16 protein-coding genes and 1 tRNA gene are annotated in these 12,714 nt (G+C 42.1%); 10 read left to right on the top strand and 7 right to left on the bottom strand.

Annotation, left to right across the window (positions count from 1 at the left end; all coding sequences use genetic code 11):
• Nucleotides 1-17 precede the first annotated feature (17 nt).
• The gene (locus ABMB67_RS16740) at nt 18-149 is read right to left on the bottom strand and encodes a hypothetical protein (protein WP_354572772.1); all 132 of its coding nucleotides are present in this window, start codon (nt 147-149) and stop codon (nt 18-20) included.
• Between the two features lie 226 nt (nt 150-375).
• Here ABMB67_RS16740 and ABMB67_RS16735 point away from each other — a divergent pair, with 226 nt between their 5' ends.
• On the top strand, nt 376-873 hold the full coding sequence (locus ABMB67_RS16735; RefSeq protein WP_354572771.1) for a spore coat protein: 498 nt from the start codon (nt 376-378) through the stop codon (nt 871-873).
• Between the two features lie 287 nt (nt 874-1,160).
• Complete coding sequence (locus ABMB67_RS16730) at nt 1,161-1,934, top strand: hypothetical protein (protein ID WP_354572770.1); 774 nt, start codon at nt 1,161-1,163, stop codon at nt 1,932-1,934.
• A 374-nt stretch (nt 1,935-2,308) separates the two neighbouring features.
• Here the strand turns inward: ABMB67_RS16730 and ABMB67_RS16725 are convergent, their stop codons facing one another.
• Nucleotides 2,309-3,169, bottom strand: a complete 861-nt coding sequence (locus ABMB67_RS16725) for a manganese catalase (RefSeq protein WP_354572769.1) — start codon at nt 3,167-3,169, stop codon at nt 2,309-2,311.
• Between the two features lie 242 nt (nt 3,170-3,411).
• Here ABMB67_RS16725 and ABMB67_RS16720 point away from each other — a divergent pair, with 242 nt between their 5' ends.
• The 6 genes from ABMB67_RS16720 to ABMB67_RS16695 all read left to right on the top strand — a co-directional run bounded on the left by ABMB67_RS16720 (nt 3,412) and on the right by ABMB67_RS16695 (nt 6,475).
• Nucleotides 3,412-3,918 (top strand): DUF3231 family protein, encoded by a 507-nt coding sequence (locus tag ABMB67_RS16720; RefSeq protein ID WP_251224056.1) that lies wholly within the window; start codon nt 3,412-3,414, stop codon nt 3,916-3,918.
• A 194-nt stretch (nt 3,919-4,112) separates the two neighbouring features.
• Nucleotides 4,113-4,253, top strand: coding sequence for a hypothetical protein (locus ABMB67_RS16715; protein ID WP_251223945.1), 141 nt, complete (start codon nt 4,113-4,115; stop codon nt 4,251-4,253).
• A gap of 56 nt (nt 4,254-4,309) precedes the next feature.
• Nucleotides 4,310-4,711: a DUF1259 domain-containing protein gene (locus tag ABMB67_RS16710; protein ID WP_251223946.1), complete on the top strand. Its 402-nt coding sequence runs from the start codon at nt 4,310-4,312 to the stop codon at nt 4,709-4,711.
• Nucleotides 4,712-4,957: 246 nt separating this feature from the next.
• Nucleotides 4,958-5,434 (top strand): immunoglobulin-like domain-containing protein, encoded by a 477-nt coding sequence (locus ABMB67_RS16705; protein ID WP_354572768.1) that lies wholly within the window; start codon nt 4,958-4,960, stop codon nt 5,432-5,434.
• A 47-nt stretch (nt 5,435-5,481) separates the two neighbouring features.
• Nucleotides 5,482-5,781 carry a hypothetical protein gene (locus ABMB67_RS16700; RefSeq protein WP_354572767.1) on the top strand — a complete coding sequence of 100 codons (300 nt, stop codon included), beginning with the start codon at nt 5,482-5,484 and terminating at the stop codon, nt 5,779-5,781.
• Between the two features lie 556 nt (nt 5,782-6,337).
• Nucleotides 6,338-6,475, top strand: a complete 138-nt coding sequence (locus ABMB67_RS16695) for a hypothetical protein (protein ID WP_251223949.1) — start codon at nt 6,338-6,340, stop codon at nt 6,473-6,475.
• 988 nt (nt 6,476-7,463) lie between these two features.
• On the opposite strand, the gene ABMB67_RS16685 is transcribed toward ABMB67_RS16695, so the two are convergent.
• Nucleotides 7,464-8,006, bottom strand: coding sequence for an ATP-binding protein (locus tag ABMB67_RS16685; protein ID WP_354572765.1), 543 nt, complete (start codon nt 8,004-8,006; stop codon nt 7,464-7,466).
• Nucleotides 8,007-8,274: 268 nt separating this feature from the next.
• Here ABMB67_RS16685 and ABMB67_RS16680 point away from each other — a divergent pair, with 268 nt between their 5' ends.
• Nucleotides 8,275-8,643: an ArsR/SmtB family transcription factor gene (locus tag ABMB67_RS16680; protein WP_354572764.1), complete on the top strand. Its 369-nt coding sequence runs from the start codon at nt 8,275-8,277 to the stop codon at nt 8,641-8,643.
• An 86-nt stretch (nt 8,644-8,729) separates the two neighbouring features.
• Nucleotides 8,730-9,515 carry an SDR family NAD(P)-dependent oxidoreductase gene (locus ABMB67_RS16675; RefSeq protein ID WP_354572763.1) on the top strand — a complete coding sequence of 262 codons (786 nt, stop codon included), beginning with the start codon at nt 8,730-8,732 and terminating at the stop codon, nt 9,513-9,515.
• Nucleotides 9,516-9,762: 247 nt separating this feature from the next.
• Here the strand turns inward: ABMB67_RS16675 and ABMB67_RS16670 are convergent.
• From ABMB67_RS16670 to ABMB67_RS16655, 4 genes are all read right to left on the bottom strand, one after another.
• Nucleotides 9,763-9,835 (bottom strand) — tRNA-Val (locus ABMB67_RS16670).
• A gap of 106 nt (nt 9,836-9,941) precedes the next feature.
• Nucleotides 9,942-10,367, bottom strand: coding sequence for a PH domain-containing protein (locus ABMB67_RS16665; protein WP_354572762.1), 426 nt, complete (start codon nt 10,365-10,367; stop codon nt 9,942-9,944).
• A gap of 20 nt (nt 10,368-10,387) precedes the next feature.
• The gene (locus ABMB67_RS16660) at nt 10,388-11,059 is read right to left on the bottom strand and encodes a GTP pyrophosphokinase (RefSeq protein ID WP_251224057.1); all 672 of its coding nucleotides are present in this window, start codon (nt 11,057-11,059) and stop codon (nt 10,388-10,390) included.
• A 446-nt stretch (nt 11,060-11,505) separates the two neighbouring features.
• Nucleotides 11,506-12,051 (bottom strand): tyrosine-type recombinase/integrase, encoded by a 546-nt coding sequence (locus tag ABMB67_RS16655; protein WP_354572761.1) that lies wholly within the window; start codon nt 12,049-12,051, stop codon nt 11,506-11,508.
• Nucleotides 12,052-12,714: the final 663 nt, after the last annotated feature.

The raw sequence follows: 12,714 nt of genomic DNA, 5'->3' as shown, positions 1-12,714 counted from the left end.
ATTTGTCAGCCTCTTCTTCAATCCCATATTTTTTTCTGTAAAAAGATTCCAAGTCGTGATTCATTTATTCCATTTCTTATCGCGCTTTTCAAAATGAGATAAAAGATAATAAGCAAAACAACTGAAAAAATAAACTCCATAACTTCCATTTGACTTCCTCCCTTGTAAGTTCCAGCATTCTTCACCATATTAAGCTAAAACGAAAAAGAATAGAAGAGAAAATGTTACTGGCGCGCGTTTTTCCTTATTGAACAGGGAGTTTGTTACTGCTTACCTGATGGCAAACGCGTTACACCGCCCAAAAACCATTAGACAAATTTCCCATTAACAGCAAGTGGAATAGGTTATTCTGAATGTGAAAGGGGAGAAAATATAATGGAAAACAACAGTGCACCAGAACATCTTGCTTGGCACGAAACGTTAGACATGCACGAATTAGTCGCTTCTCAATCAATTGGTTTAATGAAGATAAAAAAGACATATCCCGACATAACAGACCCCGAATTAAAGCAGCTTTACAAAGAAGCAATAAACGGACTATCAAATAATGTGGCAGAACTGCTGGAATTCTACCCGCTGGCCCCCCGCTCTCCAGAAGAGGATGACTTTCGCAACGACCAGCTCCCTTTTCATGCAGGCGACTTATTGGCCCTCTTTAAGTCGGGTGTCAGAAATTACTCAATCGCCATAACCGAGACGGCAACCCCGTCCCTCAGAGCCGTTCTAAAAAAACAGTTAATCCAAGGAATCGATACCCACGCGAAAATCTTCAACTATATGTACAAAAACGGCTTTTACCCTGCTTATAATCTCGAACGCCTGCTGCAAAACGATGTAAACCTTGCTTCCAAGGCGTTAAATGAACCATTTTAACTGATCATCTTTCCAAAGGCTTGAGACAAAACTAGCATTGACCAAGGGCTGGACAAAAGATTTTAAAATAACAATCTTTTGTCCCTCCCCTTTACCAATACGACAATTGTGCTAAAATAGTAACTAATGATTTGTAACAACACTGTAGAAAAGATCACCAAATTTTGACTATCTCCCCTGCTCGGCAACTCTCCTTTAAAGTCCCATCCGTAAAACGTGAATCCCTAAACCTTATGACAAGAAATAGTAGCAGAGATAGGCATATTTCAATAATAAGGAGGACACTTATGAGCGAACAATTGCTCCATCAGATTTTATCCAAACTGGATACTGTTTCAACCGACATTAACGGACTAAAAATGGACGTGACCGAACTAAAAACTGATGTCTCCGGGCTTAAAACGGACGTCGCCGACTTGAAAACCGATGTTTCCGGACTTAAATCAAATGTCGCTGACCTCACTTCCGATGTCTCCGGGCTTAAAACGGACGTTGCCGATCTGAAAACCGATGTTTCCGGACTTAAATCAAATGTCGCCGACCTGACCACCGATGTCTCCGGGCTTAAAACGGACGTCGCCGACTTGAAAACCGATGTCTCCGGACTTAAATCAAATGTCGCTGACCTCACTTCCGATGTCTCCGGGCTTAAAACGGACGTCGCCGACCTGAAAACAGATGTTTCCGGACTTAAATCAAATGTCGCTGATCTCACTTCCGATGTCTCCGGACTTAAAACAGACGTCGCCGATCTGAAAACCGATTTCGCCCGGATGGATTCAAATATGGTCGGTCTTACTTCTGATGTCTCTGGACTTAAAACAGATGTCACCGATCTGAAAACCGACGTCTCCGACTTAAAAGTGGATTCAACTGAAATAAAAGAAGTTGTCTTCCGCCTTGAACAAAAACAGGAGATTATTTATCTCCATACAGGAAAACTATCCGAATATCATTCCACTATCATATTCCGTCTAACGAATATTGAAGATCGGCTTGCCTTCCAGACTCATAAAATAACAGAGACAGAACTTGAGCTATTCAAATTGAAAAAAGAGTAAAAATGTTTTTAGGGGCTGTTTATTTCCTAGCTCAAACTAATACAAGAGTAAGCCAAAGTGCGGTGCCAGTCGGAGAGCATTGGTACTTCGTTTAGACTAAAGGTTAAAGATTGCTTAATTTTCCTTAAGTTAGTTGTGAACAGCATCCTTATGTATATAGAAACTCATAAACTGGATTTCTGAAAAACAGCGTTGTAGTAGCAGATAAAAATCGGCCATTCATATTGAAGCGCCTTTCAACATTGAGAGAGGCAATTCTTTACGCATGGCCGAACGGGACTTCAACTCACTTTATCATTTCTGCTTCTTTTATGTTCTTGTCGCCCAGGAATGATAAAAGAGGATGAACATTCATTTTCTTACTAGCAGGAGAACTAATATAAATGAGGAGGAATTTGTCTGTCTCTTCCTGCTACCACAGCTGGTGGCGTATCGAAAATATAATCAGGAGCAGGGTTTAATGTAGGTTTCTCAGCAAAAGGGACAGGGTTTTCTACGTAATTAAATGTGCCTAGACCATCCATGCTTGGACCAGAAGCCCAACGCCCTTCAGCACTTTCATTTCCTTGTGAGAGATTAAATAATGTATACGACACTTCTTGTTTTTCAAGCTCTTTCGGGAATGTGCTTGGAACGACAACGTTCTCTTTCTCCTCCAGCTCACAAATCGCGGCGATCCATTGATTTTGGTGCATTGTGTCTCTCGCAATCAGCCACGAAAGCATATCTTTTACCCCACGGTCATTTGTAGCGGCATACAATCTCGCGACCTGAAGTCTTCCTTGTGATTCAGCATTCAAATTGGCTCTGAAGTCAGCTAGTAAATTTCCGCTGGCAATGATATAATCTGCTGTCCACCTATTCCCGTTGCTGTCAGCCGGCAATGCCCCTAATCCAGAAACAATTGCATGTTGTGGATTCATTCCTCCAAGGATGGCACCCACAATCGGATCTTGCGCGACACTCTCTAAGTCCCCTACAGGAGCTCCGTCTAACAAACGGGCAATCATTGTCGCCAACATTTCAATATGAGCCAACTCTTCTGCCCCGGTATCCATTAACAAATCCTTATATTTACCATTGCCACGGACACTCCACCCTTGAAACATATATTGCAGTGCAACGGAAATTTCTCCAAATTGCCCTCCTAATACTTCCTGTAATTGACGTGCAAATATCGGGTCAGGTCTTTCCGGTTTTGCATGGTACTGTAATTCCTTGACATGATAAAACACTGACACCCCTCCTTTTAATACTTTCACTTCAGTGTATTTACAAACTGATTTTAGGTGCCCGTCTAGGCTCAATTAATGTGAAAAATCGTCGTCAGATAAATTCAGCAGGTTCTCCCCTAAAATATCTGACAAATATTATTGAGTAATCCTGAATAATCCAGTCCCACATATTAAATACTAATTTTCGTATTACCTTTCTTAAAGGAGAAAAAACGATGAACGTTCAAACAAGGAGTGTTGTTATGGGTATTTTAAGCGGTAATCCTCAAGATGAACCTTTGCATTATGGAGAAGTATTTACTGTATGGTCAAATGTATTAGGAAATAATGGAATGATTTCTGCGTATCAAGCTTTTTATCACCATGCAGGTGACGAGGATCTAAAGAAATTAATTAAAGAAGGCATTGACGGTTTGCAAACTGAGAATCAGCAACTGCAAGAAATACTTAAAGCAAATGGTGTTGCTCCTCCACCGGCCCAAGCGGATCGCCCTGTCGCCAACTTAGAAGATATTCCAGTCGGGGCAAGATTTATCGATCCTGAAATAGGGGCTGCTCTTTCAAAGGATGCAGCGGCCGGATTAGTCGCCTGCAGTCAGGCTATGGGGCAATCCATCAGGGAAGATATCGCCATGATGTACGGACAATTTCATACAAGTAAAGCACAATTTGCAGCTAAAGCTTTAAAACTCAGCAAAGAAAAAGGCTGGTTAATACCTCCTCCTTTACATCCAAACAAAGGAGAATAGCAGGGACACTTTGCCCCTTGAATCCCTTTCTTTTCAGATGAAAGCAAAGAACCGAAAAGTCGGCGTCCCCCCCTTTTTCACTCAAATCAAATGACCAACAAATGGTGCGGGCCCTTTTATACTTTACATTCATTTACATCTCTCTTTATCTGCTTTATTGTTAAGAAGAAGAGTGGATAAAGGAGATGTTTGAAATGGACTTATTTGGTTTGTTAACTTTCATCGGGGTTTTTTGTGTGTTTGACGCGATTCGCAGGTTAAATAATAATGTGCTGAACCAGACCGAAGAAATAAGAAAATTACGGGAGGACTTGAGACAGGGGAATAAAAATTAGCCTTTGAAGCCGTTCTACCGTCACTCTTCATTCATATACTGTTGAATAAGAGTGAGGTGAATGAAGTGGATTATTGGCAAAACCTTTGTCAGCAATATGCTCACACCGTGAATGGCAAGCCTAAAATGGAACAGGGCGTTTGTTCAGTGGAAATCGGGCGCCATCTTCATGTCACGATCCAGGGCCGCATAAGCCGTAGTGCGGTTCCGGCCGGGATCACGTTTGAATCACTTGATCATGAAGGCAACGCCCTTAACCTCGGGGAAGTCGCCGTTCTGCAGGAGGAACTACCTTTATTTATTCATATGCTTGTCAAAAACAATCTGGTCGTCAGCGCGATTCATAATCATTGGATTTTCACCGATCCGCCTATTCTGTACGTCCACTTTCAGTCTGTGGAGCCACCGCTGTCCTTCGCGCAAAAAACGGCTGAGGCTTTTACAGTATTAAAGCAGTAGAGCTGTCTCAAGAAGCGTCCATCCATGCCTCTTGAGACAGCTCTTTATCTGCCTATCCTTCCTCCATCCTACACTATATTCAAAAAAATAACTCCTTAGTCATTTTATACAGTACGATTATACTGCTATAAAACCGCCGGACTGTAAATCATTTCATCGTTAGAAGGATTGGCACGCTTCTTTGTTGAAAGTACTGAATAAAGGAACATGAGTCGAGAAAGAAGCAGGTGAAAAAGGGGCGATAACATGAGCAGGGTTGACTTTTCTCTGTTCTATCTGGCACTAAGCTTACTGCTCTTTTCAGGGTGCGGAAGTGATAATAGAGAGACAGCTGACTGGGAACGGAGCCAGATTGAAACCGTCAACAGCATAGACGGGGTAACGATGAAGGCGAAGGAAGGAACACTCTCCTCTACTGGTTTGACAGTTACATTTGAAAACAGCACCGATAAACAGATGATCTATGGGGAATACTTTTTGCTTGAGAAGAACATCAATGGAAGCTGGTATGAAGTTCCAGTCTCCATTGGCGACAATTATGGATTTGATGCTATTGGCTATAGGTTAGATTCTACAACTGTCCTCGATTGGCCGGTTGATTGGGAGTGGCTCTATGGCAGCCTCGATTCGGGCCATTACCGTATTATAAAAAATATACTCGATTTCAGACAGCCAGGAGACTATGATAAATACGATTTGGCAGCGGAATTCACCATTGAATAGCGAACCAAACTTGATAGCATACAGAGAAAAAGAAAGGGGAATGACTGGTGTATTACAATAAAAAGCGTTTAGAAGAGCTGCGAAAAGAAGGCGAAGAAAAGTTTGAAGAAATGGAAAGAGAAAGAAAACGAAGAGCGATCGGGCAAAAATATAAAGCAAATGAAATCGAGATAAGATGTGTCCACTGCAAGCATGACAAATTTGAATTAGATGAGACATTACTCAATACAAGAGCCATGACTTTTTTTGATGTAGAGTGGCTTAATGACGCAGCAAAAACGTTAATCTGTAAAGAATGCGGCTACATTCACTGGTTCGCGAAAGAGGTCGTGGAAGTGAATGAATGAGTTCTCAAACGAAAAACTCACTCTAACCCTTGCTGATGTGGACGGGGTTTTTGCGCTTCCAGTGGCCTCCTAATTATCTGCGCTTCTCTTTTAATAGTTCTACCCATTTTCATCATAATCTGCCATTATCATGTTCATCGCCCGATTTACCATAGGAAATAACCCTCTCCTTATATTTTATACTATATTACACTTCAACCTCATACTCCATCCCCTTCAACTCTGCACCACATATGAACTCATTCGTATACCTTAATTTGACTTCCACCCTCAACTGTGGTAACCTTAATCAAATCCTTTAATGAATTTGTAGTCCTCTCGTCAGTGGTCGCCACTTCTTTTCCACACCAAGAACTCACCTTCATTTTCAGCAGCTTCACAAAGCATTTTTCCTTTCGTTATCCTGCTAAGGTAGTAAACATCTGGATTATCTTTTTTCAAACTTACCTGCCGGATTCATTAAGTCAGTAAGAGGGCAGGGTCGATTTCTTAATTGAATCGATGGAATATTTAACCTTATCCGCCAAATTTTAAGCTCACCAAAAGGAGGGATTTAATGGGATTATCTCTAACTCTGATTTCATCCGGTCTTATCATCGGATACATCAACTATGAATACACCGGCGCTTTAATCGGTTTGTTCGCAGCACTGCTGATCGGCATGTTATTTAACACAAGAAAATCCACAACGTAAGCTACAATTGCCACGTGGCTCAAAAGACAAAAAGAAATAGACTTTCCTAAGCTTTCGACTTAAGAGGGGTCTATTTCATTTCGGTTGACTACACTCATTCCTTTTTCGCGCATCAAAATCTGCCATCAGAGAGAAATCGCTTGAATTCTCCAGTTTGCTCTCTCAAGCTACCTTTAAGCCAATTTTGAACAGCAAAATAATTTCGATTCGTTCTCAAACGAGTACTAACGGAGAAGCTCTATTTGCTAGAAGCAAGTAAATGATTGAATTTGTCGTAAGCTTATACCGAAATACACCCATCTAAATCCATTCCAACGCCACCCCGCAATAGAGTTTCGACCGACAAAGATTGGATAAAACCAAAATTGCTGAAAGCCTCTTAACCATACGTACGTAAACCGGAATAAACATCTTCTAATGCCCCCCGGATCAACTGCGAAAGCTTCTATTTGTTGTGTCTGTGCAGGAACGGTTGATGGCGGTGGCGTTTGTGGTGGTCCACTTGCTTGGCCTTGACTCGGAGGTCCAAACGGAGGTTGGAGACCAGGCATCCCTGGTGGCAATCCTATTGGAAGAAACCATTGGCCAAATTGTCTTTCATCAACATCTCCGCTGTAAGTCATGTTCTCTTGAAATGGACTTGAAGAAAAAGAAGCATCCTGACCATAAGGAGCTTGATAATACAGATTTCCATGACTTGGATACAAAGCTGCACTTCCTCTCTACTTTAAGGTTACCTCATAGTATTCTTTAGTCATTTACCTAGCAGCTTGTATTTTCAGAAATGTGTATTTGCCTAACTAAGGATTTCTTCGTCATACACACAGCCCATCCCAATTGTCAGTATGATTGTTGTTAAACTCGCCTTAAAAACAAAGCAAAAAACCCTTGAATATCGAAGCTGCTGAAAAAGTGGAAATCGTCCTTTTTCAGTGGCCTCTAACTATCATATTAAAAACCAAACCTTGCTTAGCTGTTCAAACTCATACTAACACGAATTAGAGCTTAAGTACTCGAGGACACTATTAACTCGTTCCTTCACTGAATAATCCCCTTCAATTCTTACTACCGGACAAGACAAGCTTGCCAACCAACTTTCATGCAACGTCTTACTTCTAACTTCCATTCCAGCACTGTCATATAAAGCAGCCCACTCTAAAAATGCCTTATATTGTTCATGTTTGCTGCCACCAGCTACTATTTCATTCCCATAACGCTGAAATTCTCTCTGTTTTAGCCTTTCGAGTCTTATATCTTGCGGAATCCATAAGAAGACAACAAGGTCAAAATCACTTCTAAAATGATCTCCCCAGCCGCATAATGCACCAGAAAGAATCCAATTTTCATTTTGCGATAAATCCTTTTCAAGCATCCTTCTTCTATCAGGAATGTCCCTTTTTTTAGTGAATTTAGTTGCCCAATAGTAATCATCGGTATCAAAATAAGCATGAGGCAAAACCTCTGCTAATGCAGAACCCAGTGTTGAAGTACCTGCCCCTGAAGCTCCCATAATGTGAATGTTATTTTTCATAGTTCCTCCTCACTTCCCTTTTCCACTCTTCTGCATCGTTTGTGTAAGTATATCAACCTTCAGATAAACAGAACAAGTCAACTCACTTTAGGTTTAGTGAAGATGAAACTTTCTTATCCGTCATTGGTTAGACGTGTTTTCAAAATACAAATGCCGTCCCCTTCAAATGTAATCATCTATTTAGAATCCACCATTGCTTTTTTAAAAGCTATCTGCTATATTAAAACAAATAATCAAACACTTAATCATTTGATCTAGGGGTGATGGGTTGAAGGAGCGAAGCCAAAGCGTATTGTTAGAAAAGAAGCAAGCTCTGCTAGATGAAATTCGTAAGTCCACAGATATTTTCAAAGCGCTTGCGGATCCCGTAAGACAGGATATTTTAATGATGTTTATGATAGCTAAACGAATGAACGTTGCACAAGTTGTGGAGCAATCTCATTTGTCCAGGCCGGCCATATCTCATCATTTAAAAATACTTAAACAAGCAGGCATCTTAGACTCTGTGAAGGAGAAGACGGAGGTTTATTACAGCTTAACGCTTGAGAACTCAGTGATAGACCAGCTTAAAGCAATCATTCATGCAGCCGAAAGCCTATCGGATGACCCTGCTAAATCGTTTGAAGAACATCCATGACTTTCTCTCCAAAATGAAGAAAGTCTTTTTTTGAAATAAACGTTCAAATGTTTAATCATTTAAAATAATTGTTGGAGGTAATGCAAATGAATTATTCAAAGAAGACGGCCTTGGTAACAGGTGCATCATCCGGAATAGGGGAGGTTTTCGCAAACGAACTCGCTAAAAAAGGATGTAACTTACTATTGGTCGCCCGGTCAGAGGATAAACTTAAACAACTCGCACATAACCTTCAGGACAGGTATTTGATCAATGCAATTCCTCTTTCAGTTGACCTTTCGTCAATTACCGCTGCACAGAAATTAGGTCAGGAAGTTGAAAATTTAGGAATAACAATCGACATTCTTATTAACAATGCGGGGTTTGGAACGATGGGTGTTTTCAATCAAATCTTGTCCACTCGTATTCATCAAGAAATTCAGCTAAATGTTCTATCCTTAACTGAATTAACTCATCATTTTATTGGCTCCATGATTGAAAGAAAGGAAGGGATAATTATCAATGTCGCTTCAATGACAGCATTTCAACCGACACCGTATATGGCGGTATATGGTGCGACGAAAGCTTATGTCCTCTCCTTCACGGAAGCATTATGGGCTGAATACAGAGATAGCGGCATTCAAATCGTTGCATTATGCCCCGGAGAAACGAAGAGTTCATTTCATGCAGTATCCGGTACAGATAGCTTGAAAAGTAAGCGCATGGAACCGATAGATGTCGTAAACGCAGCATTTAAGGCTGTAGAAAAGGGTCGTAGCCATACAATCGTTGGGCGAAATAATTTTATTATGGCTCAATTGCCACGTTTCCTGCCCCGGAGCACGGTCGTGAAATTCGCTAAAGCTGTATTTCAATCAGCTTTGAACAAGTAACACCTCTAAAGGAAGATAGCTACATTTTAAAATTAAAAAGTCGGAAAACCCACTGCTCTTTTGGTTGAAAAGCGCACAGCAGGAAAATTTGATAAGTTCGCCCGGAATGAAAATCACACTCCTGCGCAACTCCATTTAAAAAGAGTGAAATAGTTCGTCCCCACTTTGTCCCCAAAGGGGTCCCGACAGAGATACTGGTCTAAATAGACAAAACAAAAAACCCTTGACTATCAAGGGTTTTGCGGGATGACCTGTACTGGGCTCGAACCAGTGACCTCCACCCTGTCAAGGTGGCGCTCTCCCAACTGAGCTAACAGATCGCATATGTAATTTGCTTTTGAGGATGTCTGCCCTGCGACATTTATAAATATACAGCAAATTCTTCAGGTTGTCAACATTATTTTTTTGTATAGGAGGGACTGGCGGTCAACGGGGCTTCGGATCGGCCAGTCCTGGCAGTTCGATATGTGGATTGATCGCCGTAACGGCTTTGATAAATTCGTCTTGCTGCTGTGGCGAGATTTCGACGAGAGAGTAGCCTGCGCCGTAATGAATGATGATTCGTTTCAGGGAAAGCCCTAAAGAAAAGGTCGTAACAAGCGAGCTAGTTGCTTCTATTCGTCTAATTTCAGCGATCTGGATGCGTTTGCGAAAAGGGCCGCAGCGAATCCGGATTTCGTCGTGCTTGAGCGTGTAGTCTGTTTGAAACCAGCACCAGAGCAGCAGGGTGCAAATCGGTGCGAGAATGAAAAAGCTAATTAGTTCCCTTGTGAAAAACGGGATGATCATCAAGCTGGCGGTCAGCCAAATGGTAACGGTTGTGACGGTGTCTCGTCTCGACTTAAAGTTCATTTGTGCACCTGCCGGCAAGATTAATCGTTAAACAGCGAGGTCAGGAAATTTGACGGGAGATGGATTTTTTCGTTTTTGTTGATCATTTTTTCAATTTCATCGGCGTCGTCCTGATCTTTCAGTTCCCCGACTTCTTTGTGCAAATCCTCCATTTTTTTATCAAGAACCGCAGCGAGGTCGGCGGCATTTTTCAGTTCCAGGAGGAGGCGCTCTGGGATTTCTTTGTTGTATTTGTAATAGATTTTGTGTTCCAGGCTCGCCCAGAAATCCATAGCGATCGTCCGAATTTGGACTTCGACACATACACTGCTTTGGCGGTCGGACATGTAGACCGGGACCTCGATGATCAAATGGAGGCTGCGGTAGCCGTTTGGCTTCGGGTCGCGCAAATAGTCCTTCACCTCAAGGACTTTGATGTCTCCCTGCTTCTGGATCATGTCGCTCAGCTGATAAATATCGGTCAGAAACGAGCATGTGATTCGGATGCCGGCAACATCTTTAATGTTGTCCTTAATACTTTCCAGAGTGATGGGATAGTTTTTGCGGTGAAGCTTTTTTAAAATACTTTCTGGTGATTTTAAACGCGAGCTGATATGCTCAATCGGATTATAATCATGAATCAGCTGAAATTCTTCTTGTAAAATTTTAATTTTCGTATTCATTTCGTCTAAAGCAAACTTATACGTCATCATAAAACGAGTGGCTTCAGTACGATAGGCTTTTAATCGTTTTAAATCAATTGTTGTGGCGGGATTCACGTTATTCCTCTCCAGTTCAATATGATAGTAGAACTCACTTCTTATTGTGAGCGATTGCGTAGAGAAAGTCAATTTCTAAAAAGGAAGGTTTGATGACCGAAACGCAGCACCGTTCTACTACTACCCGGTTTCTCCCACTGCAAAACACGGCCGACCTTCTGGCGTATTTGCATTATTATTAGAAAATACAAAAAAAGCCTTTCTTCCAAAAAGGAAAAAGGCTTTATAATATGTACATTTGGCACGCCTAGTAGGACTCGAACCTACAACGCGAGAACCGGAATCTCCATAACGAAGCTTCGTACGGGAGTCTACCCGTGAAACGGACGTCTCTTCTCGTATATACATTAGTATAGCACGAGACAGTTACGTTTACAACGTCAAACCTCAATCGCCTCGTAAGCCGCGTCAATTTCATCCCGTGTAATACCGATATATTTCAAAGTCATGGCCGGTGTGCTATGGTTAAGGATCGCCATGATCCGGGTGACATCGATGCCCTGCGTATATAATTTGAATCCGAATGTCTTCCGTAGACTGTGTGTGCCGATGGCTCCGATCTTATCCGCAATGCCCGCTCGTTCCGCTGCCTCGTTTAATATACGGTAAGCCTGAACGCGGGAGATCGGCTTATTGCCGCCCTGACGTGAGCGGAAGATATATTCGTCGTCTGCTCCCTCTAGCTTCTTCACTTCCGCGATAACCGTTTTACTCAATTTGATACGGCGGGGCTTCTTCGTCTTCGTCTCGGTAACGACTAGCTCCGTTTTGCCGCGGACATCCCCGATCTTTATTTCGAGTAAGTCGGATATACGTAGTCCAAGCGATACACCCATGACGAACATAAGTCGGTTACGTCCATGTAGAGCCGCTTTCATTTTCGCAATATCCCGGTCAGATTTTATCGGATTCACTTCGTTAGACATCGGCTTCCCTCCGTTAGTGTAACGTTAATTTTATTTTGTTACAGTTATTATAACGGAGGATATTTCTCGCGTCAATCTACTTTACATGGCGATTCACTTTACACCGAGATTTTAAAATTTTGTACGCAACTTTCACTGGCCAGAATAGGGGATTACGGAGGCCCCCGGTTGGGGGGTCGACCGTGCCAAAAACAACCGTCAAATGATCGTTTTTAAGATGAATAACGAATACATTTTAACGAATAAACAGCGTAACATTTGTATGTTTTGTTACGGTAGCGGACGCGTAGAAACGTTGATACGACGCATGTTACAGCGGTTATATACCGTTCTCTATTCGTCACTTACTTTATTCATCGCGAAACCCTTGCCGTATAAGCATCGCGGATATGATCGAATGCTTAACGTTATGTATAAAAACGTGCATAAACACACATTACCACGTTAAAGTGCGAATGTGACACACGAACCGACCCCGGGGTTTCCGCGGCCCGCACGCGTCAGGGCGGTGTCGCAGATATGTAAAGGGTGGGAAAGGGACGAATCCCCCTCCGCCTACTCGATCATACGGTTCAACTCGTCTACCGCATCGGTTAACTCTTCGCGGCTCATACGTGGTTCGCCCGAGGCGTATACGTGAATGTCCGGGGAATCCTTAGCGAG

It is taken from the genome of Halalkalibacter oceani (assembly GCF_040544555.1).
Classification (GTDB): domain Bacteria; phylum Bacillota; class Bacilli; order Bacillales; family Bacillaceae_D; genus Halalkalibacter; species Halalkalibacter oceani.
The sequence above is the reverse complement of the archived record's forward strand: the minus strand, read 5'-3'. Positions and strand labels throughout refer to the sequence as shown.

Excerpts from the sequence above, each read along its gene's own strand:
- ABMB67_RS16730 (WP_354572770.1), top strand. The coding sequence starts at position 1,161 with ATGAGCGAACAATTGCTCCATCAGATTTTATCCAAACTGGATACTGTT.
- ABMB67_RS16675 (WP_354572763.1), top strand. The coding sequence starts at position 8,730 with ATGAATTATTCAAAGAAGACGGCCTTGGTAACAGGTGCATCATCCGGA.
- ABMB67_RS16740 (WP_354572772.1), bottom strand. The coding sequence starts at position 149 with ATGGAAGTTATGGAGTTTATTTTTTCAGTTGTTTTGCTTATTATCTTT.
- ABMB67_RS16685 (WP_354572765.1), bottom strand. The coding sequence starts at position 8,006 with ATGAAAAATAACATTCACATTATGGGAGCTTCAGGGGCAGGTACTTCA.
- ABMB67_RS16715 (WP_251223945.1), top strand. The coding sequence starts at position 4,113 with ATGGACTTATTTGGTTTGTTAACTTTCATCGGGGTTTTTTGTGTGTTT.
- ABMB67_RS16655 (WP_354572761.1), bottom strand. The coding sequence starts at position 12,051 with ATGTCTAACGAAGTGAATCCGATAAAATCTGACCGGGATATTGCGAAA.
- ABMB67_RS16735 (WP_354572771.1), top strand. The coding sequence starts at position 376 with ATGGAAAACAACAGTGCACCAGAACATCTTGCTTGGCACGAAACGTTA.
- ABMB67_RS16660 (WP_251224057.1), bottom strand. The coding sequence starts at position 11,059 with ATGATGACGTATAAGTTTGCTTTAGACGAAATGAATACGAAAATTAAA.
- ABMB67_RS16705 (WP_354572768.1), top strand. The coding sequence starts at position 4,958 with ATGAGCAGGGTTGACTTTTCTCTGTTCTATCTGGCACTAAGCTTACTG.
- ABMB67_RS16720 (WP_251224056.1), top strand. The coding sequence starts at position 3,412 with ATGGGTATTTTAAGCGGTAATCCTCAAGATGAACCTTTGCATTATGGA.
- ABMB67_RS16695 (WP_251223949.1), top strand. The coding sequence starts at position 6,338 with ATGGGATTATCTCTAACTCTGATTTCATCCGGTCTTATCATCGGATAC.
- ABMB67_RS16665 (WP_354572762.1), bottom strand. The coding sequence starts at position 10,367 with ATGAACTTTAAGTCGAGACGAGACACCGTCACAACCGTTACCATTTGG.